We start from the raw sequence: 24,937 nt of genomic DNA, 5'->3' as shown, positions 1-24,937 counted from the left end.
ATTAGTCCCTCCTTACAATTTTGCCAGGGTTCAACATATAGTTGGGATCCAAGGCTTCTTTAATTGCCTTTAAGGCTTCTACTCCGGCTTCTCCGAATTCCAAGCCCAAAAAGCCCATTTTAGCAACGCCAATTCCGTGCTCACCTGAAAGAGTCCCGCCAAGAGCAATAGCGCCATGGAAAATTTCGTCGACAGCAAGATGAACCCGTTTCATTTCATCTTGATCGCGCTCATCCGTCAAAATCGTTGGATGCAGGTTTCCATCCCCCGCATGACCAAAGGTGGCAATCTGCAGGTTATACTTTTCGGCAATTTCACGGATGGTTTTAAGCATATCAGGAATCTTGCTTCTCGGAACGGTAGCATCCTCAAGAACCGTCGTAGGACGTTTCTGAGCTAGAGCCGGAAGAGCACTGCGTCGCGCCAGCCAGAGAAGATCACGTTCCTTATCGTCCTTAGCGACTTTTACTTCAACGGCTCCCTCTTCTTTTAAGATACGTTCCACTAAAACAGACTCGCGTTCCACAACTTCTTTATAGCCATCGACTTCACATAAGAGAACCGCTTCGGCATTAAGCGGAAGTCCGGCATGCACAAAATGCTCTACTGTCTGAATCGTTACATTATCCATAATTTCTAAGGTAGCCGGAATTACTTTGTTGCGGATAATGGCAGCAATGGCGTTTCCTGCCTTATCGAGATTATCAAAAACACCCAAAACGCTTTTTCTTGTTTCAGGAGCCGGAATCAGCTTCACGATCATTTCCGTAATAATTCCCAAGGTGCCTTCTGCACCCGTGAATAAGGCCACTAAATCATAACCTGTAACATTCTTAACGGTCTTACCGCCCCAGCGGATGACTTTTCCGTTGGCTAAAACGATAGTTAAACCCATGATATAGTGTTTGGTAACTCCGTATTTAAGGCCTCGCAATCCCCCTGAACATTCGGACACAGACCCGCCCATGGTTGCGGTAGTGACCGTACCCGGATCGGGAGGATAAATTAAGCCGTGTTTAGCAGCCTCATCATTCAAAGCCTGAATAATAACACCCGGCTGAACTGTGGCTGTTAAATTATCTTGGTCGAATTCGACAATTTTATTAAGGTTAAGCATGGAGAGAACGATTCCACCTTTAATAGGAACGGTTCCGCCGCTGAGATTGGTTCCTGATCCCCGTGGATAGATGGGTACCTGATGGCGCTGAGCTATCTTCACAACCTCTGCGACTTGTTCGGTAGAAGAGGGCGAAACTACAACATCCGGCTTTTGATGCTTCAATGCTGCAGTTGCATCATAAGCGTAGGTCAGTAAATCTTCCTGTTCTGTAAGAACATTTTCACGACCGAGCACTTGCACGAGTTCCTCTAAGACTTCACGAGCTAACATTATCTTTTATCCCCCTTTTTGAATTGTCTGACTATCAGACCACATAAAAGACATAAAACTACAATTTTTTTATCTTTTCTATATATAATAATAATCCAACTGTATAGAAATTTCAATATGAGAATATTATATAATTAGATTGACAAATTTATATAGTTGAACTTATTTAATGAATGCAAAGAGGGAAGAGGTAATATTAACCGCTTCCCTCTTCAGAAATCCTCTGAGAGTCTCATTAGAGAATATAATTTAGTAACTTGCTTTTAAGGAATCATCCATGGTAGGAAATAAGCTTGTACATAGCAAATCACCATAACAATTAATAGGAAAAACAAGCTGTGCTTGAGAGTGAAACGATACAGAGCACCTTCTTGACCTACTAAACCGGTAGCCGATGTTCCCACGGAAATGGATTGCGGGGAAATCATTTTACCCATAACACCGCCGGAAGAGTTTGCAGCTACAGTAAGCACTGGATTTACCCCAATTTGCTGAGCTGTAACTTTTTGAAGTCCGCCAAAGAGTAAGTTTGAAGATGTGTCACTGCCTGTCAGGAACACTCCCAACCAACCGAGGACAGGTGCGAAGAATGGGAATGCACTGCCCATCTTGGCAAACGCTAAACCAAGCGTCGCGCTCATGCCTGATGAGTTAAATAATTGACCAAGACCTACAACGATAGCGATCGTTAACAAGGCCCAGCGCAGTTCGTAAATCGTTTCGCCTAAGGTTTTTAACCATGTTCCAAAGGACATACGAATAATAAACATACTGATAAAGGCAGCTACTAAAATAGCAGGGCCAGCATTCAAAAGATTTAAAGAGAAGGAAGCAGGAATTGGTGTTGGTTTAGCCACAAGAGGAGCAACTTTTACGGCAACCATGTCCAAAGCCGGCCACTTTTTAACGATGAATGCAATAGGCGTTAAGAACTTCTTAACTGCGTCTACATTCCAGAGGACAATTGTAAGACTCAGAATCAGGTATGGCATCCAAGCTGTAACCACACCACCATTTGGTTTTGGGCCATTTTTCTGCTCAGATGCTTTCGCTGAAGAAACCTTTTCATTGGGAAAATGAAACTCAGTCTTTGGTTTCCAAACCTTAAGAAGCATGGTTAGAGCAAATAGGCTGCTTAATGAAGCCAAGACATCAGGAAGTTGGGGTCCAAGGTAATTGGAGCTTAAGAATTGCACGACTGCGAAAGTTATACCAACTGTGAGAACAGCCGGAAGAACTTCAATGGTACGTTTCCAACCTGCCATAACCCAGACCAAATAAAATGGCAACCAGATGGAAATAAAGGGCAACTGACGACCAACCATGGCTCCCAAGGTATGGGGATCAATTCCAACCACAGCAGCCACAGCAGTAATCGGCACCCCGATGGCTCCGAAAGCAACAGGTGCAGTATCTGCAATTAAACACAATCCTGCAGCATAGAGAGGATCAAAACCCAATCCCACGAGAACAGCTCCGGCAATAGCAACGGGAGCTCCAAATCCGGCAACGCCTTCGAGGAAAGCACCGAACGAGAAAGCAACGAGCAACATCTGCAGACGACGGTCATTGGTTAATCCAGCAATTGAGTCCCGAACGACATCAAAGTGACCAGTTTTAACCGTCATTTTATATAGAAAGACCGCAGCCACGATAATAATACCGATTGGCCATAGACCGGTAAAAGCTCCGAGAAAATCCGAAGATACTGCGGCACTCACCGGCATTCCATAAACAGTAACCGCAATAATTGTTGCAACAATTAAAGTAATAATTCCGGCGACATGTCCCTTCAATTTGACTGCAGCTAGGAGTACTAAGTATAAAAGAATTGGAATCGCTGCCACTAGAGATGAGAGCGCGAGGTTGTTCCCTACAGGAGCATAAACCTGTGACCAATGCATTTAAATTCCACCTTTCGACTATTTATGTCTCATCATTTCCAAATCGCTAATCTGTTATTCCGATTCTCTAAACCTCCTTTATTTTTTATTTTAAGGTGAAAATCGACAGGACGCTCCGGCCATCAGACCAAAGTCCGTCTTTAATATAGTAACAATACTATAAGAAAATTTCAATATGCCAATATAATTCTTTATTTCACAATTATCACCTTTTTTATAAAAATCCATTCCAATTAAAAGAATATTAAGCAAAAAACCTTTTCATTTATATTTTCTTCAGTAGATTTAGTATGAATCTTTTTAATTATTTAACTATTACAGGAATAAAAAAATGTTTCTACTCAATAGTCATTAACAATACATTTCGTTTATTGATTACCTAAATGAGAAAATAAGCTTTATTAAAATTCTGTAAATCTAAATTAAATATTTCACAAACATAATCACAATTCATCGTTTAGATGACTAAGTATAATCCATACAAAATCGGCAAGAAGATTTGATGTTTTACTCCAACGGCGTTTATAGCAAACATTAATTCATAAATACAAGGACGGTGAAGAGATCAAGTTTCTTTTCCTCACCGTTCTTGTTTCTATAATATAGACGTCTTGACTTAATGCAAATATTTTTGTTCTATTAATTTAACCTCTTGCTGAAAAGATTGACTTAGACGAAATAACAAGCGTTCCATGTCCAGACGATGGAGAGTGATATTTTCCGGGCTTAAGAACTCAATCTTACGAAACTCCGGTTTTATTAATAAAGGCAGCAAATCATCAAGATTTTCCACCCGAAGTGTCAAAATAATTGGAGCATAGGCAAAGTCTTGAGTGCGCCTCCCAGAACCTTGACTTACCGTATATACATCTAAGCTTAAATCAACGTCCTCGATCATGATTCCCTGGAGAGGAACATTCCGTAAAACGGCAACCTGCTGTTCCCTTGTTGCCTCCGCCACTTGTTCTTTACTTCTGCTCCCAAAAAGAAACCGACCGCTTCGTGCTTCACCCTTAAAATCTAAACGAATTCTGACACGAACATGTTCCGTGAGAAGTTCGTCTCCAATTCTTATTTTCATCTCTACTCTCTCCGTTCTATAATAAAACAACATTTATTTTGCCTTTTAAGCAAAATATTCTCCAAAGAGATGAATTTCTCCTGCTTACTTTGCAATAGGCTTGTATTTTGTGGACATACTAAGCCTATCATAAGGAAATCCAAACAAAGGAGATTGCAGCATGAGAAAAACTGTGGTTGGTATTTTCAAAGGACCCCAGCAAACCAAAGAAGCTCTTGAGGAAATCCAAGGAGAATCCTTAGCCAATAGCAAAATTTCGGTCATAGTTCTTAGCGATTATCTTCATCAAGGGGAATTTAAAGAAGAAATCGCCAATGAACTGGCCTATTATCCCAGTGAAATAAACTTAGACAAATTTAATGCCTGGCTTGTGCAAGCCCCTCCCTTCAATGTACCAAATCTGGGAGAGGTAGTTGTTGCCGGTCCTCTGGCCAGCCAGTTGATGCATCAGCCGCAGGGCCGCGGGCTGCCTGAAGTTCTTTTAACTTATGGTATTTCTGGAGAACGAGCGCGACATTACGAGCATGAGGTACGTACCGGACATTGGCTTGTTCTTATCCCAACCAGTCACGAGAAGCAAAATTCAGTAGCCAATGCTTTAAGTGCTTTTGGCGGCAAGGATGTTGAAAAGTGGAACACTTCCTTAGATCATCCCCTTTATCCTATAGGTTAATTCAAACCCACCAGTAAACGCAGTCTTTTTACTTCCTCCCGAGTTAAAGACCGGTACTTTCCTGCCGGAATCCGTTCGTCAAGGGTCAGGGGCCCGTATGCGATCCGTTCCAGTTGAAGAACTGGGTAACCTACAGCACCGAACATCCTCCGAACTTGCCTATTTTTCCCTTCGTGAATCGTAATTTCGATAACTTCCAGTCCCTTACCTTTCTCTTTTGACAGATTGCCTTTTGCCAAACCGCTCCTGAGTACAACTCTAGCAGGAGCGGTTTTTCCATCTTCAAGAACAACTCCTCTTCTCAGTTGTTCCAGGGCCTCGATTTCCACCGGCCCCTTAACCCATACTCGATACGTCTTATCCACCCCAAAGGAAGGGTGCATTAAACGATGCGATAATTCTCCATCGTTAGTCATGATTAACAGACCCGAAGTCTCATAATCTAACCTGCCCACAGGATAAACTCTTGCCGGAATATCTTTCATTAAATCCACAACGGTAGTTCTTCCTTGTGGATCTCGGGCACTGGAAATGACTCCAACCGGTTTATTCAGTAAATAATGACAAAGTCCCTCAAACATTTGAACCGAGTTTCCATCCACCCAAATTTGATCGTCAGAACAGACCTTAGTTCCTAAAACAGTAACAGTCAAGCCATTGACTGTTACACGCCCATCCAGTATCAATTTTTCAACCTGGCGGCGTGAGGCGACTCCTGCTTGAGCCAAAACTTTTTGCAATCGTTGGCCCGGCTGCCTGCTTTGCCTACTTTGTTCATCTTCCACGAAACTTCAATCCTTTTCTCTCTAAGTCCTCTTAATGTCTTCATCCAATCGTGAGACTCCCACTTCCTCCATCCTTCAGCGCGATAGCATTTGTTTTTGCTAGGCGCTTTCGACGAAACTGTCCGCAGGACACTTTCGTCACCGAAGTCCCGATGTTCAGCTTTAGCTCAACGAGTTCACTTATGTTCGGATATCTAATCAACCCCTGCTAAGCTCCTTCTGTTTCTTGAGGGAATAAACCCCCGGACCCACTTCCGGGTATAGTTCTCGGACATTTTTCCAGAAAAGTTCATGTTGTTGTGTTTTCGGAAGCCTGACAACATAATCCCCTGGAAATTGTGATAATACTTGGGCCGGAAACTCTTCCCCTGATCCTTCCACGACAAAAGGGAGACGAAAACCCACACGATGGGCATAATAAAAGGTCATAGGTGCAGGATCACTTAAAACCAGAACACTTGAAGAAGGTGTATGTTCTTTTATCCACTCTGCCTGCGTTAAATATTCCGGATTCCATTGATACTTAGGTTTCAAATATGTATAGGATTCCCGGTTGACTACAATCAAGAGCATGAGGACAATCACCAGGTAATACCAGGTTTTACATTCGTCTAAAGCATAAGCACTTAATAAGGCAGCTAGGGGCAAAACCGGAATCAGGTAATAATCCAACGGAATACGAACACAGACTATGCCGAGATAAAGCAGGCCAATTCCCACCCAAGTCAAAAGAGCTAATCGACCGTTATCCCGTTTAAAAAACAAACGCAATAACCCCAGCCCGGAAAGGAAAAGGACACTGTCCGTTAAACCTCGCTGCACATTTTTTATAAGCAACTTCCAATTCAAACTGCCGGAATTAACGACTTGATCCTTTAAAATTCCGGATACAAATTGGCTCGAAGTGCCAGCATTCATATGTACCCATGCATAGTATACCATAGGAAAACAGAGAGCAAAAAAACAATAACTCAGGATTTTCTTCATTTGAGTTTGTCTTAAAGGGTAAAAACCCAAAAGCAGAGCAACAGGAAATAACATTAATTGAGGCAGCTTCGCTAAAATAGCACCCGCCAGAACTAGTCCAATTTTCCAGATATGGTGCCTTTCAGGTGCTCTTCTCCAGCGAACTATAAGAGCAAGGGCCCAAATGCTTAAGGCTTGCGCCATCGGCTCCGGCATTACAACCCTCCCATAATATATTGACAGCGGCATCAAAGCATAAATAGCGGCAGCTAGTAAGCCTGCTCTCTCGGAGATCAGATTCCGCCCTAAATCATATAAACCGCAAAGTCCAAACAGCGTCAAAATGACAGCCCAAAGGCGTCCCCAGATATCAGCCCAGCCAAATAATGTCCAAGTCCATGCCAATAAATAGGGAAACAGGGGGAACTCTAATTCAACTCTCTGAGGAACAACTCCATCATAATTCAATTGAGGTATCATTACCCTGGGAAAATCGAAAAGATGACCAAGCATATGAACGGCTATACTGGCCGTATCAGCTTGCCGCCAACCTTGATCATCGAGTAATGGGTTGGTTATCCCTTTCAGGCGAAGGAGCAAAGCAACCCCTAAGATGATCCCTAATAAGCACCATGTTACTCTTCGACCCATTCCACAGGACTCCACCTTTGTCGCTTAATTTGGTATATCAACTGGGCATACCCCCAAATCGTGGCCCAGATTTTCATCTTGCTGGCACTCTTTTTAAGTTCATAGTGCAGTTTTAAGGGAATTTCAGTCACGCAGTCTGCTAAAGGGGCCATCTTTAAAAGCAATTCCACCATGCCGGAAAAATTCCGGCTCTGAATAATGTTCGGACCATAATGTCTGGTCCCTTCAAGCAATAAGGAAAGTCGATAAGCACGGTAACCACAGGAATAATCGCGGACCCCACGAATCGGCACAAAGAAATTCATGACTTTTCCCGCTCCCCAGGAAAGCAATCGTCGCAGCATAGAGAGCCCATGCTGCTCTCCTCCTTTAACAAATCTCGAGGCAATGGCAAGATCAGCGCCCGAGCGAATTGCCTCACATAGCAAGGGGATGCGATCTGCCGGCTGAGTATTGTCGGCATCCATCGTGATAATCATATCTGGACTTTCATCCTGATGATCCGTTAGAGGATGCGGGAGAAGCGAATTATAATTCAAAACATATTGAAATCCACTGTTTAAAGCCGCCCCCAACCCCTGATTTTCAGGATGATTTACCTGGTGAACCGAGGGATATAGTTCGGCGTACCTCTGAATTACTTCAGACGTTGCATCGGTGCTCCCATCGTTGACCACCGCAATTAAATGGGGAATACGAGAACAGATTCCTTCAATATTTTCGAGCAGCGCTGGTAAGGAACCAGCTTCATTATACGCAGGCAAGACAATATAAAGCATACTAACCAATACCTCCTTTTCGGTATTGTTAGTATGTGCAGAATTCAGTCCTTAAAACGTTTTTGTAACAATCCAAATCGAAACAATCAACCCGATAAAATCTGCTAATAATCCCAATTTGAGGGCGTAACGATATTTCTTTATCCCAACCGAACCAAAATACACTGTAAGCACGAAAAACGTCGTATCGGTGCTTCCTTGAAGAGTAGAGGCTAACCTGCCTATATAAGAATCAGGACCGTATTGATTTATCAGTTGAGTGGCTACACCCAGAGCACCTGACCCGCTTAACGGACGCATGATCGCTAAGGGTATAATTGCCGCAAAATTAGAATCCAATCCTAAAAAGGCAAAAAGCGGCTGCAGCCAATGTGCCAAAATGTTCAATGCTCCGGAATCAACAAAGATTCGAATAGATACTAACATGCCTATTAGGAACGGAAGTATACGTACTCCGGTATTAAATCCCTCTTCGGCTCCTGCCACGAAGGACTCATAGACTGGAACTTTTCGCAAATACGCAATCACTGGGATAAGCAGTAACAGCAGCGGAATTGCCCAGCGAGAAATTTCGGCGATAACCTTCATTTAATTTCCCTCCGCCGAAAAAGAAAATCGGCGAATATGGCTGAAGCCATCGCACATCCAGTGGCAACAATGGTTGTGCCGATAATCTCAGTCGGATCAGCCGAGTTCGCCTTCAGCCTGACTCCAATAATCGTTGCAGGAATCAGAGTAATGCAAGATGTATTGAGAGCAAGAAAGGTAATCATTGCCGGACTTGCCACTTCAGGAGTAGGATTCTCCTTTTGTAATTCTTGCATTGCTTTTAGACCAAAGGGGGTCGCTGCATTACCTAATCCTAAAATGTTGGCACTTAGATTCATAATTATAGCTCCTAGGGCCGGGCTGTCAGGCTTTAGCGTGGGAAAGAGACGGCGAACGATAGGACCAAAAAGACGGGCTATCCCCCTGACAACTCCCGCTTCTTCAGCTAAACGCATCAGTCCCAGCCATAAACTCATGACCCCGATGAGTTCAATGGCTACCTCCACACCTAATTCCGCCGCTTTCATAGCCGATATAGTAACAATCTCGATCCGCCCATTAAGCGCGGAAATAGCAATTCCAATCACTAACATACAAAGCCATATGAGGTTAACCATTGCCCTCCCCCCTTGCAATGAATTTATGAAACCTGCGAAGAAAAAAGAACGAGATAACTCGTTCTTTTTCCGGAATATGTATTTGGGAACTTGTCTTATTCTCTGGCCAGAATAATTTCATCCGCCGGTTTCTTTTTCTTTTGAAACATTCCTGATAGTTTGTCTATAAGGTCAGGAACCGAATCCAAAATACGATCTATAACAACATTACTATCTACAGGTAAGAGGCGTATCGTCCCATTTCCAACGACCAAAAACCCAACAGGCTGTACGGATACGCCGGCACCGGCACCTCCTCCAAAAGGCAGTTGGTTATTTGCCGATTCACCCGAATTTCCATTCTCTTTTGACTTCTCGGGTGGAGAAAATTCGCTGCCACCAGCAGCAAAGCCGCAAGCCACTCTTGATATTGGAATAATGACCGATCCATCATGGGTCTCCACCGGGTCACCAATTATAGTGTTGACATCCACGATCTGTTGAATGCTTTCCATGGCGGTTTTCATTAATAATTCTATAGGATGATTCCCCATGCAACTACCCCCTTCTAGCCCGTTTGAATCTACGCACAGCATTAAATCCAACAAAAATAATATGACCGATTCTTAGGTGGAATATGCATTGGATATCACATAAAAAACCTTCTTTTTTATATTGAGGAACCACCACAAGCTCAGGGTTCTGAACCTCTACAATCACTTGCTTGTATAGACGAGCCAGAGCAAAACCAAACATGCTCCAAAAAGCTCCCGCTGCCATAGCTGTTTGAGCGGCGTCCTTGTATCCGACTTCAATTCGCCATTTAATGGCTTTACAATGGATTCCATGATAGAATTCCTTCTTTACCCAGGCCAATTGATGGAGATAATTGGGTACATTTGGCCAAAGCCTATATAGCCATCCTAGGCGAATATAACGAAGGCGTACGTCTGATTTTGCTTTCCGAGTTCCTCCCTTTTCTTCACTAACTTGATTCACTTCTATTTCCGGTCCTTTTTCCCATTCTAATTGAAGTGTTGGAATTTGATATTGAGCATGCCAAATTCCATGCAACGCTCGAAAATCAATCTCCAGATGATCTTTTTCCTCTACCCGCCGATAGCGAAAATCTACCTCTGCTTTAATCGCTAAGCTAAAAAGGAAAAGAATAGCCAACGCGAGCAAAAAGGCTAAAACTCGCATAGTAACCCCTCCGAACCCATCACCATCGTCTAACTATTTCTCTAAATAACTAAGATTTCCGATAGAACGTCATATTATGCTAAAGATTCCTCCAGTAACAATTATTACCTATAAGTACTTTAAAAATTCCAAAGGATGGTCAATTAAACTCCGAGCACCGTTTCTGATCAATTCCTCTCTCGTTCGATAACCCCAGAGAGCGCCCACTGCATACATATTGGCTGCTGCTGCAGTTTGCATATCCACCCCGGAATCCCCCAAATAAATGATTTCCGCCGGCGGAATAGCCAAACTGGAACTGATCAATAAAGCACCTGTGGGATCAGGCTTTCTCGGGATATTTACACTAGGACCTATGACAAATTCAAAGTTCCAATCTGCTAAAAGGACTGATACGACTTTTTGGGCCAATTCATCAGCCTTATTCGTTAAAATACAAAGCTTAATGTTACGTTTAGTCAGCTCGTCCAGCAATTCGGGAACTTCTGCATAAGGTTTCGTCTTGTCAAGACATCGCTCTCGGTATTCTTTCAGCATGGAATCAAAGCATCCAGAAATAATAGATTCATCTCTAGATTCCTCGGGCAATGCTTGACGGACGAGATTTTTAATTCCGTTACCAATAAAATATTTATAGGACTCTAAGTCATGAATTTCATAATTCAACCTGCGCAAAACTGCGTTCATAGACTCGGCGAGGTCTTCAAGGGAGTCAACTAAGGTTCCATCGAGATCAAAAATTGCTGCCTTGTATTTCATATAGCATCATTTCCTCCTGTTTAATTAATCAATTTTTAATGTAGCCGAAGCCAAACAAGACTCGTAGTTTAAAAGAACAACGGCCAAACTAAACAATAAATTATAGAAGATTTCTTAGAAAATTGCAAAGTCTCTCACCGAATAATCTATCCTAAGCTTTAAGCTTATTTCTATAAGTGAGGATTACTGCTTAAATTCACGAGCTAAAAATTCGCGGATTATCGCCCACTGATTAATCTTTTCTTCAAGTTTTATAGTATTAGCCGGGCTGGTAGAAGGCAATTGTCTAAAACTTAGATTGCTAAAGTTAAACCCCACCCGCTTTTTAAAGATTTCGTAGGCCTTGGCGCCATTAAACAGGACTAATGTGAGAGCAGTACAAGTCTCGAACAGACGATGAAAATCATTAACCCTCTCATCCTTAATATTGGAATCTAAACTTCCTTCTCTATGACAAGTTGCAATAACATCCCACAAGGCAATCCTTTGACTCCTAATAAAGCTGATCCGTTGCTGATAATCTGAATCAAAAGGCACAGAAAAAATTGTATAGAGAATTCGCCAAAACTGATTCTGCGGATTTGCATAATAACGTTGTTCTTTCAGCGACTGAACTCCTGGCATTGAACCAAGAATCAAAATGCGTGAGGTACTATCAATGATAGGCTGGAATGAATGCAGGGGAGTTTTCTCCAATCCTCTTCAACCTCTCTAATCTAAAATTCCAGCGGTCTCTTCCCGCCATCCCGATAGTCTCCAGTGGAGAGTATCGCACTTGTTTGGCTCCAGAGACACTCGGCCGATCCACACTGCAGGAGTATGCGTAATGAGTTGCAGTGCGGCAATAAGCTCGTCCGCTTATCGTCTTGGCCGGCGGCTGCAGAAGTAACAACAAAAAAGGGAGCCTTTTTAATCTCCCTTTCTCAGTCTGTTCATTATTTGGGCACATTATTTAGGCAACGTTCCAAACCTATTCAGGGGCCAATAACGTAAGACCGCCTTACCTTCGATGTCCTTGGCCGGCAAGGCTCCCCAATAATGGCTGTCAAGACTGTTATTGCGATTGTCTCCCAGTAAAAAATAGGAATCTTTCGGGACAGTTACAGGACCATAGGTATAATTAGGTGCTTCCATTTCGAAAGGTTCCGTCTGTGCTTGCCCATTGATATAGACCTTGCCGCCGGTAATTTGAACCTTGTCTCCCGGCAGTCCGATAACTCTTTTGATCCAATAGTCACCGCTGGAATCCAGGTTCTTAGGCGGGTCAAAAACAATGATATCGTCCCTTTGTATGCCGGAAAACTTATAAATCAACTCGTCGACAATGACTCTGTCCTGAATATGAATCGTAGGCATCATGGAAGGCGTCGGTATCGTCGCCGCTTCCACAACGTTGCTCCGCAGTCCCCAGGATAAAACCGAAGCGAATATTAAAATTTCTGCGAATTCCACGATTAAACGAATGACACTCTTCTTCTTAGCCACTGAAATACCTCCTCAAAAGCTCTATCTTAGATACTTCGCTGCTGTTGCAGGAATCCCTTCAAAGCGAAAGCTTAACTATGCAGTTGTATTGAGCGGCCTTATTATGAATTTAGTGGCTCTCCCCCTGAATTGCTTACACCTGAATTGCGTTACATTCGAAGATATTGGACAAACTAATTCAGAGGTGATTGAAATGAAATGTAACGTTGGAAAAACTGAGCAATTTGTGAGAATTGTCATTGGAACAGTTATTATCCTGCTAGGTATATCCTTAAAGAGCTGGTGGGGGCTTATTGGGCTCCTAGGGATCATAACAGGTCTTATACGTTATTGTCCAGCTAATGATATTTTAGGGATCTCAACCTGCGAAGTTCCGAAAAAAAAATAGCTACCAAGGAACATTAAATTCTGTTATACTTTTCTTAACTGAATATGAACCTTCGGGGCAGGGTGAAATTCCCTACCGGCGGTGATAATTGCCCGTGCAATTTAGCCCGCGACTCGGTGCAGTCTCAAACGATGCATCGACTGACTTGGTGAGATTCCAAGGCCGACGGTAAAGTCCGGACGAGAGAAGGTAAAAACTGGGTTAAACAAGCCGTTTCCTAGTCTTCTAAGTGCCTCGTGAAAGGAATTATTTTCTCGAGGTATTTTTCATGTGCAACTTATTCTTTCTTGTAACATGAGAAGGTTCAATTCAGATAAAATCTTAGGATATGGAGGGTTTGCTTTGAATCAAAAAAAACAGCCATCTCCTTGGGGTATCTGGTGGATCGCCCTGGGAGCAGCAATGTGGGGACTCGACGGCGTCTTTATCGTGACCTTACTCCACTATGTGACATCCTCTCAGATTGTCTGGATGGAACATGTCTTACTGTTTCTCTTCGCTTTTCCGGTTCTTATCCGGAAACGCAGAGAACTCACTAATCTAAAACTCAATGACTGGCTGGCAGTCATCTTCATAGGATGGGGCGGATCAGCTCTGGCCTCAATCTTATTTACCGCCGGATTTACTTACGGGAATCCAAATGTCGTGCTTATCTTGCAAAAACTCCAGCCCATTTTTGCCGTACTCCTCGCCGCCGTAATACTAAAGGAGCGTTTACGGAAAAACTACTGGAAATTACTGATCTCCGCACTGATCGGAGCCTATTTGCTGACCTTCGGTTTGCACATTCCTTCAACTTCCGGGAACACTTCACAACTTATTGGCTCATTGTTTGCCATTGGAGCTGCAGCACTTTGGGGAGGGTCCACCGTTATGGGAAAACATTTGGCCGGCAAAGTGTCTTTTACTACTTTAACCGCTCTTCGCTTCGCAGTTGCCCTGCCTCTTCTGACCGTCATCGTCTTAGCTCAACACCCTAACTGGCAGATCATCGGCAAAGCCCTCAGCATAGCACCTGTTTGGGCCAACCTCTTATTCCAAACCTTAGTACCAAGCCTCATGAGCTTGCTCCTTTATTACCATGGGTTGGATGGAGTAAAGGCCTCACATGCCACGATTGCGGAACTTGCCTTTCCTGCATCAGGCTTGCTTCTTAACTGGCTGGTATTGCACCAGACCATTAACCTTGGACAATGGCTTGGCTTTGCAATTGTCTGGCTAGCTGTACTCCAGTTATCAAGAATGAGCAGCGAACCGGATGCCCTGGCACCATCTCTTGAAGCATCTTCTTCCCAACAAGCAGATTTAGCAAGCAAGTAAGCAAGTAAGTATGTTAGTTAGTTAGTTAGTTAATCAATATAAGTTAGTTAATGCAACGATAAGGTAAGATAAATTATTCTATACTTTATGATATTAAACTAAATAAGTATTTTAAACCGTAAGTTGAGATGAGCTATACTAAGTTATGCTCATCTCAACTTTTTATCGTTAAATTCTCTTTAAATTATTGCAAATTTATTTAAAAAACAAATAGCGTTCATCCATGAGGATAATTATGGTTATTAAGCCAACAACCTTTACTTTAACTATAAGTTTTTAGATGGTAAGCTTAAGAACATAACTTGTCCTGTCCGTGAACTTAAACTTCAAACTATAATGTGATAATAGTAATTTGGAGGAAATATGAAACTAAATTTTAGATTAAAACAATGGAATGGAAAGTTTAAACTTGCCGCAGCCAGTACATTAGTATTCACGAGTCTAGTAACATTTGTTCCGGTTGTCCAAGCAGCGACCCTCATGAAATTAGGCTCACGAGGGAATGATGTCATAACCTTGCAAAAGGAATTAAATAACTTAAATTATAGTGTAGGAACAGCAGACGGAATTTTTGGTTCGAAAACATTGTCGGCCGTGGAGGCTTTCCAACAAAACGATCATCTCCAAGTCGATGGAATTGCCGGGCCTATAACCCAAGACGCCTTAGAGAAAGCCCAATCTCAATCTGCTCAAGCTACTCAAGCTACTCAGGCTATTCAGTCAACCGCTCAAGCAACTCAAGCTGCTCAATCTGCTCAAGCAACTCAAACCTCGAATACCAACCCTATAGTTTCCAGGATCATTTCTGAAGCCAATAGTTTGCTGGGAACACCTTATCTTTGGGGGGGAACTACTCCCAAAGGCTTTGATTGTTCAGGTTTTACTCAATATGTTTATGCTTCTCAAGGTATCGTACTGCCGCGTACCAGCCAGGAACAAGGAAAGACCGGCACCGCCGTTACCTACCATGACCTGAAATCTGGAGATTTAGTCTTCTTCTCTATAGCAGGCAACGGAACCATTGACCATGTCGGAATTTATCTCGGCAACTCGCAATTTATCAGTGCTACAACCCATAAAGGAGTGGCGGTCTACCCCTTAACTTCGTCCTATTGGTTAAACACCTTCATAGGCGCTCAAAGGGTCTTATAATAAACCATCCTTGCCGATAGAGCACACCCGGTCTATAGAAATGATTCAAGATTCTTCTGAACTCCAAAATACTGGGCGAAGTAGTGCGGGTGGCAACTTGGTGTATTCATCGCCCTTCGCTGAATTGATTTGTCCTTGGGTAAGAAAAATACTCTTACTTAAGTCGGTTCCTCGCAAATCTGTATCTCGAAAATCGGCACCGATAAAATCTGCACCGCTAAGGTCCATTCCTCTCAGGTCGGCAGCAATAAGATAAGCTCCCCTCAGGTTGGCTCCTCTGAGATCATATCTTCTTAGATCTTTAGCAATCAGATCCGCTCCTCGCCCAAATGACCTTTGGTGTTTTAGATGAGCCTTTTGCCCAGAGCGAGCATCTGCTCGTACCAACTCACTGGTCTTAAGAAGGACTCTGTTAACCTCTGCCCGATGCGAGGCAACATCTAATACCGTGACTGCCTCGGGACTCAAGTAAGTTTGTTTTTCCGTTTTCTCAAGCATGGATTTTATTAAGTTACGGATAGCAAAAGCCGGCTTCAATGTCAGTGCTTCGGTCAAATACCAGAGCAATTCATGAATTTGACGCATGTTTAAAAACACTTCAAACATCTGCTTAACTGATTGCGGTTCTGTCCGCCAATCTTTGCCTAAATAACTGACCTGTGAAACTTTTTGACCTGCTCCAAAACAGTCATAGGCTATACATCCCTTTAGACCGCGTTCCTGAAGGTTTTGGTGAATACTGCAGCGAAAATCGGACTGCAGGTTAAGGCAAGGCTGACCTGCCTCTTTGTCCATTGGAAACCCTTCTGAGGCAGAAAAATAAAGGGCAACACAGCACAAACCGAAACAATTATTACAGTCGGCTCGCAGATGAAAATTTGGAATTTTACTTTCTTTACTCATTACGTACCTCGGATTTCGTATCTATCCCCTCATCATGAAAGCATTTAACCGAAAGTTATACTTTCAGACAATATAAAGAAACTCCCTCAGTATAATTTCAATATCCCCTAAATACTCGCTTATTCACAGAAATCCATTTTTCCTGGATTAAGTAATGATGTGAACTATACCGACGCTGAGCTTCTTACTTCTGACATTTTGGACAGTAAACCGTTGTACGGCCGGCCAAACGCAAGCGCTCTAAAGTTTCGCCGCAAATCCGACAGGGATGCCCCCCTCTGCCATAAACCTGAAGAGCTTGTTCAAACTGCCCCTTTTCCCCATTAGCATCCCTATAGTCTCTAAAAGAGGTCCCCCGGGCATCAATGCCGGCTTGTAAGACAGCTTGAATGGCTCGATGCAGATGCTTAATTTCCTCATCCGTAAGCGAATTAGCTGGGCGCTGGGGGGATATTCCCGCTCGAAAAAGTGATTCATCAGCATAGATGTTTCCCAATCCGGCAAGAACATGCTGATCCAGCAAAGCTCCCTTGATATTAACTTTTTTCTTGGCTAAACGATCTCGCAGCATATTCGCGGTAAACTGTGGATCTAAGGGTTCCGGACCAAGTTTGCTCAGCGAGGACTCTTGGATGCACAAAGAGGTTGGAATCGCTTGAATTCGGCCAAATTTTCGGACGTCAGAAAAGTGCACTTCCCCGCGTTCCAAAGTGAGGACTACATGCGTGTGTTTATCCGGTTCCTTCGGTTCCGGATAATAATTCAATCGCCCCGTCATGCGCATGTGGGCGATTAAAGTTATCTCCTCATCCAAGTGGATGAGGAGATATTTTCCCCGCCGGTCGAGAGCTAGAATTTGCCTTCCCAGGACAAGTTCCTTAAAATCCTTGTCCCGCCAGCCGCTGACAGCAGAGGGCCACTTAAGGGAGATATCTTTTATTCTTAAATCAGTAATGTGTACAGCTAAGGTTCGTCGAATTGTTTCAACTTCTGGTAATTCTGGCATAATTACTCCTTTTTAACCTTAGGCAAATAGGATTTCAGATCATACCAATTGGGGCCGACTTTGCAGTCAACCGTCATAGGAACAGACAGCGGAAAGGCATTTTCCATGGTATCTTTTAAGATGTGGGCTACTTGCCACAGATCTTCCGGCGCGACTTGGAGCAAAAGCTCATCATGTACCTGCAATAAAACAGCCGCTTGATAGGATTTTATCCCTTCAGCAACTTGGATCATGGCTATTTTCATAATATCTGCCGCTGTTCCCTGAACCGGCGTATTCATGGCAATCCTTTCTCCCAGCTGCCTTTGGACCCTATTGGCGTGATAAAGTTCTGGAATTCGCCGCAGACGATTTAATAAGGTGCGGACTTGTCCTTCTTGTTTGGCTTGAGCAACGACATTTTCTAAATACTGTTTCACGCCGCTATAGCGTTTAAAATATTGTTCGATGTAAAACTTGGATTCTTTGCGGGGAATACCTAAATCCCTCGACAACCCAAACTCTGTTAAACCATAGACAAGCCCAAAATTTACAGCCTTGGCACTTCTGCGCATACCTGAGGTCACTGCTTCAAGGGAAACGCCAAAAACTTCGGCAGCAGTTCTGGTATGAACATCCTGACCTAAGGCAAAAGATTCACAGAGCAAGGGATCTTGAGAATAGTGGGCTAAAATACGCAGTTCGATCTGAGAAAAATCCGCCGATAGAAGCAGATAACCAGGCTCCGTTGGATGGAAGACTTTTCTTAACTGCCGCCCTTGTTCTAAACGAATGGGTATATTTTGCAAGTTGGGTTCCGTACTGGAAAGCCGCCCCGTTGCCGTCACAGTTTGCTGGAAGGTCGTATGAATTCTGCCGTCTTTCTCCTGAGCCAGCAACCCATTGACATAAGTAGACATGAGCTTATTTAACTGGCGATAATCTAAAATCTTCTCAATAATCGGATGAGCCGAACGCAGCTCTTCCAAGGTCTCGGCATCGGTGGAATAGCCTGTTTTCGTTTTTTTAGCAGCGGCTAATCCCAGTTTTTCGAACAATATCGTTCCTAGCTGTTTCGGAGAATTTATATTAAAGGACGTTTCGGCTAAAGCATAGATTTCCTGTTCTAATTGTTTTAATGTGGTACTGATTCCTTCACCGAAGTGTTGCAACTGTTGAATATCAATACCAATCCCCTGACGCTCCATTTGAACTAAAACAAAACTCAAGGGTTCTTCAATCTTATGCAGTAAATCTCCCAGTCCTAAAGCCTCAATTTCTGCTTGGTATTTCGGAGCCACTTGAGCCAGCGCCGCAGCCTCATCAGTAACACTGTCAAAGGCGTCCAGTGCAGGAACATATTCTTTAACTAAATCCAGAGGAGCGAACTTCGTACGGGAGGACTGAATCAAATAAGACGCCAGGCTGAGATCAAAGGCCACTCCTTTTAATGTCTTGTTCTCATTCCCGAGCAGCAAGGCCGTCATTTTTGTATCGGCCAAAATCTTAGGAACCTCTTCACTTTCCAATAACCCCAGCCAGGCCTCGACAACTCTGGGATCTCCTTCTTCTCGGGGCAGTTTAAAGGTCTCCCCCGAAACGGCGATCCCCCATTCAAGCCAATGGCCGCCCTGCAGCCCGGTTCCTTCATAACGGCAAGCCAAAGTAAGGGGAACTTTAGAGGTACGCCATTGTTCGATCTGAGCCAGCCATCCTTCTTCGGAAAGCTCACGAACCGGCCACTGCTCCAACGCTACTTCCGGGATATCTTTTTTAGCCTCCCCATCCCTAGCATAACGCTCTTGCCATATCCGTGCTACATTTCTCAAATCATATTTGTTTAAAGCAGGAAGTACCTTAGATGCTTGAGGCCGGCGATAAATAAAGTTCTCTAAGGAGAACGGCAAAGGCACCTCCGTCAACATCGTAGCTAAGGTTTTGCTCAGTCTTGCCTGATCTGCATATTCCTTTAAATTACTTTGCAGTTTCTTTCCGGAGACTTTCTCTGCGTTTGCCAAGACTCCCTCAACGGTTTCATATTCCCAAAGCAATTTGAGAGCAGTTTTCTCTCCAATACCCGGAACACCAGGAATATTATCAGAAGTGTCTCCCATCAAACCTTTTAAATCTATAATTTGCAGAGGACGCAGTTGGTAACGCTCCCACAATGCATGCTCATCATAGCATTCAACTTCGCTGATTCCCTTCTTCGTTAAATAGATATGGGTCTTTGGCGAGATCAGCTGCAAAGCATCTCTGTCACCGGTGTAGACCTGGACCTCCATTCCCTGTGCTTCTGCTTGCTTGGTCACCGCAGCAATAAGATCATCAGCTTCATAACCGGCAAGTTCCAGCATCGGCACATCCAGTTCGGCAAGAATTTCTTTGAGAAAGTCAAATTGCGGACGCAAACCTTCCGGAGTTTCTTTTCTTTGCGCTTTATATCCGGCATACTGTTCGATGCGGATCGTTGCCTTTGTTTTATCGAAAGCCACCACCCAGTAATCCGGATGTTGTTCTTGTTCTAAACGAAAAAGCATCGTCAGAAAACCCTGCAGCACATTCGTCGGACGCCCATCAGATGTTGTCAGCAAGGGTAAGGCATAGAAAGCGCGATTCGCAAGGCTGTTTCCGTCTAATATTACCATTTTCGGCATCGTAAAACCCCTTTCTCTTCGCACTTAACTATATCATACCCATAGGGTTCTAACAAACATATGATCCCTTCCTGCATTATGCCTCTTCAGCGAGAGGGAGCCAGACATAAAAGGTTGTTCCTTCGTCGACAGCACTCTCAACCCTTATGGTGCCGCCGTGAAGTTCTACAATTGATTTTGTAATTGATAAACCGAGGCCTGAGCCCCCATACTTCCTTGTCCTTGAAGAATCACTGCGATAAAAACGGTCGAACAACTTTGACAAATGTTTCTCCGAAATCCCAGAACCATTATCGTGAACTGAGAGTTCCACGCCGCCTCTAACCTTGGTTAAGGAAATTTGGATTTCTCCCTGTTCAGCATCCGTATGCTGAACCGCATTGTGAAAAAGATTCAGGATCACTTGTTTAAGTCGGTCGACATCAAACCACCCTTTTAAATCAGAAGTAAGTTTAAGGACAACCTTACGCTCCCCGGCCAATAGTCTCAGCTGCGGTGCCATCTCTTTGATCACTTCATCCAACATGATTTCATTTCGTTGAATTTTAGGAGATCGATCAAGTTTAGCAAGTAAAAGAAGGTCCTCCACCAACTTTTTCATACGTTCTGATTCTGCATACATACTTTTTAACGACCGGTCCAGCATATCCGGCTGATTCACGGCGCCGCGCAAAAGGACCTCTAAAAACCCATGGATAGCTGTCAATGGAGTACGCAGTTCGTGAGACGCGTCAGCAACAAAACGGCGCATTTGCTCTTTCGACTCTATTTCCGCATCAAAAGACGATTCAAGTCTCTGCAGCATCCCATTAAAGGAATTAGCGAGATGATCAATCTCCACTTGGCCCTGATCGACTGGGATACGTTCAGCAAGATTTCCGGCATCAATTTGTTCCACCTTATCAACCATGTTCGATAAAGGAACAAGAGTTTTGCGCAGCACGGGAATAAAGGCTAATATCCCAATGACTAAAGCACCCAGCGAAACTCCGAGAAAAACAAGAAGTTGATGCAGCATCATATCCTTCAACGGCTTGGTACTGAGACTCACCTGAACTAATTCTTGAGTATGATCCTTTGTCCGAATTGTCTCGAGAACGATAAGTTGCTCATTTTTCCCTGTTGAATTAACAATTTTATAGGATAAATGGTGATCATTGCTTTGTAACGCATATTGATAGTCTTGCTCAGCTAATCGCGGTGAGGTTTCCCCATTGATTGATCCACTAGTTGATCCATTGGTAAGCTCCGTAAAAGTTCCGTCCTGATCAATGAGGGCAATGTTGGTATCCGGAAGAAAGAAAAAGGGTCCATGGTGGTGTGGAAAAAACAAACCCGAATCAGGCGGAGCTGCCGAATTATTCGCGGTAGCACTGCTGTTGCCTTGATCGTTAGAAGCCATCAGAACCCAAGCGTCAGGCGGAACAGACTGAATCTGGGTCTGAATACTTTTAGCCTGATTCTGATAAAGAAACCCCTGCATGAAAATATACTGTAAGCCTCCGATAACAATCAATAATCCTGCCAACAGCAAAAGAGAACGTGACAAGAGTTGAAACCGCAATGAATTTGGCGCTAAATAGCTTTTTAGCCGCGATTTTAACTTCATGATATGTCAACTCTGTATCCCGCTCCGCGCAAGGTCCGAATTAGGCGGTGTTCTTTGTCATTAAGTTTATCTCGTAGCGACCGAATGTAAACCTCAACAATATTTTCGTCTCCCCCGAAATCATAACCCCATACTTTATCCAAAATTTTTGCTTTACTTAATACGATGCCCTGGTTCAGAACCATAAATTTGAGCAGCTCATATTCCGTCGTGGAAAGTTCGAGTACACGCTGCTGGTATTGAATTTCTTTGCGCCGGTCATCAATTCGGAAGTCTCCGAGAACTACCTCACCCATTAGATTGGGAAACTGGTTGCGAATGCGCGCATGAATACGTGCTAAAAGTTCCTCAAAACTAAAAGGTTTAACCATATAGTCGTCTGCTCCCAAGGTCAGCCCTTTCACTCGATCGTCAACTTCATCTTTAGCAGTCAGCATAATGATCGCCACATTTTCCGTTTTTTTCAGCATCCGGCACACTTCAAAACCATCCATCCCAGGCATCATGACGTCGAGAATGACGATATGAGGATGAAATTGCTGGGCGAGATTAACCCCTGTCATTCCGTCCGGGGCCGTTTGGACCTCAAACCCTTCATTAAGCAGTCCCATCTCCAAAAACTGTATGATGTTGGGCTCATCATCAACAAGCAAGATTTTGATACCCTTTAAATTCTGCATACTATGCCCTCCAATAAATTATATAACGCAATATTTTGACCTAATCCAAGAGATTTGAGTCTATTTTCCTATAACCAGCTGAATTGGTACTGAAGAGTTCCTGAAAGTTTGCTGAAGGAATAAGAAATCAGTTGTTTGGATTGTTTAACTATGTAATTGTGTAAAATACACACATTTATTTACAAAAATTATAGTTTATTTAGGTTTAATTTAATCTTTTTACAGATTAAGTATAACTAATAATACTGACAATGAAAAGAGACGCGATATTTAGTCATAATGTATCGGTCACGCTTACCTCTGAATACAACAAAAGGAGCCGGTAATTTCTTACCAACTCCGTTAAACCCTTGATATAACTTTGTTTCATTAAGTGTGGTGGGCGAGGTGGGACTTGAACCCACACATACTCACATATATCGGTTTTTGAGACCGACGCGTCTGCCATTCCGCCACTCGCCCTAGCTGATATTCTTAATGTCTTAGTCCGACTTAGCTATAATACATTATTCCATGGTTTAAGTCAAGTCTTTTATTAAAAAGTCGTTTTTTCTCAAAGTCCTTTTTCTTTTTCTTGGAATACCCCAATCGCTCTAATCTTCTGATACCGTTTTTCCAGTAAGGCTTCCGGAGATTCGAGGCGCAGGCGAATAAGATATTTGGAAATGACTTGAGACAATTCGTCAGCTGTTTGCCTTAAGTTATAATGGGCACCGCCCTGAGGTTCCCTTACAACTTCATCCGCAACCCCCAGCTTCAAAAGATCCTGAGCCGTAAATTTCAAGGCAGCAGCAGCTTCTTTAGCCTTCGATGTGTCTTTCCAAAGAATTGAAGCACAGCTTTCCGGCGCAATGACTGAGTAAAAGGAGTTTTCAAGCATTAAGACCACATTGCCAACCCCTAAGGCTAGTGCTCCCCCGCTTCCTCCCTCTCCAATAACAGTGCTGATAATCGGAACACGGTAACCGGACATGGCAGATAAGCATCTCGCAATAGCCTCACCTTGTCCTCGTTCTTCTGCGGCTAAATCACAGGCAGCTCCGGGAGTATCAATAAAGGTTAAAATCGGACGATTGAACTTGTCTGCTTGGTCCATTAAACGCAAAGCTTTGCGATAGCCTTCCGGATGAGGCATCCCAAAATTACGTTTAATATTCTCCTTAGTGTCTTTACCTTTAACATGAGCAACCACGGTCACAGGAACACCGCGAAAAAGGGCTATCCCACCGGCAATAGCCTGATCATCGGCATAAAGCCGGTCACCTTTAAGTTCGATGAAATCATCAAACAACAGCGGCACATAGTCATAGAAGTTTGGCCTCTCCGAATGTCGTGCAATTTGAACCTTTTGCCAGGGTTCTAAATTACCATAGATTTGCTTTTTAAGAAAAGCAATTTTTTTCTCTAATGTCTCTACTTCACTGGAAAGATCAATATCCTTTTCGGCAGAAAACTTCTGTAGTTCCGTTATTTTCTGTTCAAGTTCCAAAATAGGTTTTTCAAAATCAAACAGTTGCGCCATGCTGAACCCCTTCCTGATGGTACCGCAACAAACGTGCCAATGTGGATCGCATTTCAGCACGTCCTACAATAAGATCGATCAAGCCATGTATTTGATTAAATTCGGACGTTTGTGCACCCGCCGGAAGTTCTTGTCTCATGGTCTGCTTAATAACTCGCGGCCCGGTAAATCCAATTAAAGCATTCGGCTCAGCAACTAAAATATCGCCGAGTGAAGCATAACTGGCGGTAATACCGCCAAAGGTCGGATCTGTCAATACAGAAATATATAGCAAATGATTGGCGGCTAAGCGCCCCAGAGCAGCACTCGTCTTGGCCATTTGATAGAGAGAAAGAATACCCTCCTGCATACGCGCTCCGCCGGAAGTGGAGAATATAATAACAGGCAGGCGGAGATCAATCGCTCTCTCAACAGCCCGAGTAATCTTTTCCCCTACTGCCGAACCCATACTGCCCATCATAAAATTAGCTTCATTAAATGCCAATACCGCAGGAATTCCTTCAATTAAGGCTCGGCCTGTAAGAACTCCTTCGATCATGCCTGATTTTTCCTGAGCTTCAAGAAGTTTTTCCTCATACTCAGGAAATTCCAAAGGGTTAAAAGAGAGAATTTCCGAATCCCACTCTTCAAAACTATTCTCATCTGCAAGCAAGGATAAACGAGCTCGTGCAGAAATTCGAAAATGATATTTACAGTTTGTACAAACTCGAGCATTTTCTTCCAGATCTTTAATAAAGAGAACGCCGCCGCATTTTGGACATTTCACCCACAGACCATCCGGTAATTCTTTTTTAATAGTCTTGGATTCCTCGTGATCACTATCCACCGCCCGACGCTTTGGAGCGGGAGCCGATTGAATCGTAACATATTTTGTTTTTCGAAAGATATCTTTGAACATGA

Annotated in this window: 25 protein-coding genes, 1 tRNA gene and 1 riboswitch; of the genes, 4 read left to right on the top strand and 22 right to left on the bottom strand. The window is 43.4% G+C overall.

Going from position 1 to position 24,937, the window contains the following annotated elements; genetic code table 11:
- Position 1: 1 nt before the first annotated feature.
- From DESACI_RS08545 to DESACI_RS08535, 3 genes are all read right to left on the bottom strand, one after another.
- A complete protein-coding gene (locus DESACI_RS08545; RefSeq protein ID WP_014826788.1) occupies positions 2-1,390 on the bottom strand; it encodes an FAD-binding oxidoreductase in 1,389 nt (462 codons plus the stop codon).
- A 263-nt stretch (positions 1,391-1,653) separates the two neighbouring features.
- The gene (locus DESACI_RS08540) at positions 1,654-3,294 is read right to left on the bottom strand and encodes an L-lactate permease (RefSeq protein WP_014826787.1); all 1,641 of its coding nucleotides are present in this window, start codon (positions 3,292-3,294) and stop codon (positions 1,654-1,656) included.
- 616 nt (positions 3,295-3,910) lie between these two features.
- Positions 3,911-4,375, bottom strand: a complete 465-nt coding sequence (locus tag DESACI_RS08535) for a hypothetical protein (RefSeq protein ID WP_014826786.1) — start codon at positions 4,373-4,375, stop codon at positions 3,911-3,913.
- 160 nt (positions 4,376-4,535) lie between these two features.
- Between DESACI_RS08535 and DESACI_RS08530 the strand changes: the two genes are divergently transcribed.
- On the top strand, positions 4,536-5,048 hold the full coding sequence (locus DESACI_RS08530) for a hypothetical protein (protein ID WP_014826785.1): 513 nt from the start codon (positions 4,536-4,538) through the stop codon (positions 5,046-5,048).
- Here DESACI_RS08530 and DESACI_RS08525 read toward each other — a convergent pair.
- The 11 genes from DESACI_RS08525 to lepB form a co-directional block, all read right to left on the bottom strand.
- Positions 5,045-5,833, bottom strand: coding sequence for a pseudouridine synthase (locus tag DESACI_RS08525; RefSeq protein ID WP_014826784.1), 789 nt, complete (start codon positions 5,831-5,833; stop codon positions 5,045-5,047). The genes DESACI_RS08530 and DESACI_RS08525 overlap by 4 nt on opposite strands.
- A 40-nt stretch (positions 5,834-5,873) precedes the next feature.
- Positions 5,874-6,035, bottom strand: coding sequence for a hypothetical protein (locus DESACI_RS24500; protein WP_158310164.1), 162 nt, complete (start codon positions 6,033-6,035; stop codon positions 5,874-5,876).
- Positions 6,032-7,450 carry an ArnT family glycosyltransferase gene (locus DESACI_RS08520; protein WP_014826783.1) on the bottom strand — a complete coding sequence of 473 codons (1,419 nt, stop codon included), beginning with the start codon at positions 7,448-7,450 and terminating at the stop codon, positions 6,032-6,034. Before DESACI_RS08520 ends, DESACI_RS24500 begins: the two co-directional genes overlap by 4 nt.
- Positions 7,435-8,229 (bottom strand): glycosyltransferase family 2 protein, encoded by a 795-nt coding sequence (locus tag DESACI_RS08515; protein ID WP_014826782.1) that lies wholly within the window; start codon positions 8,227-8,229, stop codon positions 7,435-7,437. Before DESACI_RS08515 ends, DESACI_RS08520 begins: the two co-directional genes overlap by 16 nt.
- Before the next feature lie 51 nt (positions 8,230-8,280).
- A complete protein-coding gene (locus tag DESACI_RS08510) occupies positions 8,281-8,817 on the bottom strand; it encodes a spore maturation protein (RefSeq protein WP_014826781.1) in 537 nt (178 codons plus the stop codon).
- Positions 8,814-9,395, bottom strand: a complete 582-nt coding sequence (locus tag DESACI_RS08505; protein WP_014826780.1) for a nucleoside recognition domain-containing protein — start codon at positions 9,393-9,395, stop codon at positions 8,814-8,816. Before DESACI_RS08505 ends, DESACI_RS08510 begins: the two co-directional genes overlap by 4 nt.
- A gap of 95 nt (positions 9,396-9,490) precedes the next feature.
- Positions 9,491-9,928, bottom strand: coding sequence for a GerW family sporulation protein (gene ytfJ / locus DESACI_RS08500; protein ID WP_014826779.1), 438 nt, complete (start codon positions 9,926-9,928; stop codon positions 9,491-9,493).
- A gap of 4 nt (positions 9,929-9,932) precedes the next feature.
- Positions 9,933-10,577, bottom strand: a complete 645-nt coding sequence (locus DESACI_RS08495; protein WP_014826778.1) for a DUF2953 domain-containing protein — start codon at positions 10,575-10,577, stop codon at positions 9,933-9,935.
- Positions 10,578-10,685: 108 nt separating this feature from the next.
- Positions 10,686-11,336, bottom strand: coding sequence for an HAD family hydrolase (locus DESACI_RS08490; protein ID WP_014826777.1), 651 nt, complete (start codon positions 11,334-11,336; stop codon positions 10,686-10,688).
- A 183-nt stretch (positions 11,337-11,519) separates the two neighbouring features.
- Positions 11,520-12,032 (bottom strand): DNA-deoxyinosine glycosylase, encoded by a 513-nt coding sequence (locus tag DESACI_RS08485; protein WP_014826776.1) that lies wholly within the window; start codon positions 12,030-12,032, stop codon positions 11,520-11,522.
- A gap of 252 nt (positions 12,033-12,284) precedes the next feature.
- The gene (gene lepB / locus DESACI_RS08480) at positions 12,285-12,821 is read right to left on the bottom strand and encodes a signal peptidase I (protein ID WP_014826775.1); all 537 of its coding nucleotides are present in this window, start codon (positions 12,819-12,821) and stop codon (positions 12,285-12,287) included.
- Here lepB and DESACI_RS08475 point away from each other — a divergent pair.
- The 3 genes from DESACI_RS08475 (at position 12,799) to DESACI_RS08465 (ending at position 15,681) form a co-directional block, all read left to right on the top strand.
- Entirely contained in the window at positions 12,799-13,209 is a 411-nt protein-coding gene (locus tag DESACI_RS08475) for a YgaP family membrane protein (protein ID WP_242833144.1), read from the top strand. The two genes, lepB and DESACI_RS08475, sit on opposite strands and share 23 nt — an antisense overlap.
- Before the next feature lie 44 nt (positions 13,210-13,253).
- Positions 13,254-13,404, top strand: a riboswitch (FMN riboswitch).
- A 147-nt stretch (positions 13,405-13,551) separates the two neighbouring features.
- Positions 13,552-14,529, top strand: a complete 978-nt coding sequence (locus tag DESACI_RS08470; protein WP_041276016.1) for a DMT family transporter — start codon at positions 13,552-13,554, stop codon at positions 14,527-14,529.
- Positions 14,530-14,892: 363 nt separating this feature from the next.
- Positions 14,893-15,681, top strand: coding sequence for a C40 family peptidase (locus DESACI_RS08465; RefSeq protein WP_014826772.1), 789 nt, complete (start codon positions 14,893-14,895; stop codon positions 15,679-15,681).
- A 45-nt stretch (positions 15,682-15,726) separates the two neighbouring features.
- Here the strand turns inward: DESACI_RS08465 and DESACI_RS08460 are convergent, their stop codons facing one another.
- The 8 genes from DESACI_RS08460 to accD all read right to left on the bottom strand — a co-directional run bounded on the left by DESACI_RS08460 (position 15,727) and on the right by accD (position 24,935).
- A complete protein-coding gene (locus tag DESACI_RS08460; RefSeq protein WP_014826771.1) occupies positions 15,727-16,584 on the bottom strand; it encodes a pentapeptide repeat-containing protein in 858 nt (285 codons plus the stop codon).
- A gap of 184 nt (positions 16,585-16,768) precedes the next feature.
- Positions 16,769-17,590 (bottom strand): bifunctional DNA-formamidopyrimidine glycosylase/DNA-(apurinic or apyrimidinic site) lyase, encoded by an 822-nt coding sequence (mutM, locus tag DESACI_RS08455; protein ID WP_014826770.1) that lies wholly within the window; start codon positions 17,588-17,590, stop codon positions 16,769-16,771.
- Between the two features lie 2 nt (positions 17,591-17,592).
- Positions 17,593-20,226, bottom strand: a complete 2,634-nt coding sequence (gene polA, locus DESACI_RS08450) for a DNA polymerase I (RefSeq protein ID WP_014826769.1) — start codon at positions 20,224-20,226, stop codon at positions 17,593-17,595.
- A gap of 76 nt (positions 20,227-20,302) precedes the next feature.
- Entirely contained in the window at positions 20,303-21,835 is a 1,533-nt protein-coding gene (locus DESACI_RS08445; protein WP_014826768.1) for a sensor histidine kinase, read from the bottom strand.
- Positions 21,832-22,515, bottom strand: a complete 684-nt coding sequence (locus DESACI_RS08440; RefSeq protein WP_014826767.1) for a response regulator transcription factor — start codon at positions 22,513-22,515, stop codon at positions 21,832-21,834. Before DESACI_RS08440 ends, DESACI_RS08445 begins: the two co-directional genes overlap by 4 nt.
- 376 nt (positions 22,516-22,891) lie before the next feature.
- Positions 22,892-22,977 (bottom strand) — tRNA-Leu (locus DESACI_RS08435).
- A 91-nt stretch (positions 22,978-23,068) separates the two neighbouring features.
- Positions 23,069-24,037: an acetyl-CoA carboxylase carboxyltransferase subunit alpha gene (locus DESACI_RS08430; RefSeq protein ID WP_014826766.1), complete on the bottom strand. Its 969-nt coding sequence runs from the start codon at positions 24,035-24,037 to the stop codon at positions 23,069-23,071.
- Positions 24,021-24,935 (bottom strand): acetyl-CoA carboxylase, carboxyltransferase subunit beta, encoded by a 915-nt coding sequence (gene accD / locus DESACI_RS08425; RefSeq protein WP_014826765.1) that lies wholly within the window; start codon positions 24,933-24,935, stop codon positions 24,021-24,023. The genes DESACI_RS08430 and accD overlap by 17 nt, the downstream gene beginning before the upstream one ends.
- Between the last annotated feature and the right edge of the window lie 2 nt (positions 24,936-24,937).

Origin of the sequence: Desulfosporosinus acidiphilus SJ4 (genome assembly GCF_000255115.2) — a bacterium.
GTDB lineage: Bacteria > Bacillota > Desulfitobacteriia > Desulfitobacteriales > Desulfitobacteriaceae > Desulfosporosinus > Desulfosporosinus acidiphilus.
Note: the sequence above shows the minus strand (reverse complement) of the source record. Positions and strands in the feature narration are given on the sequence as shown.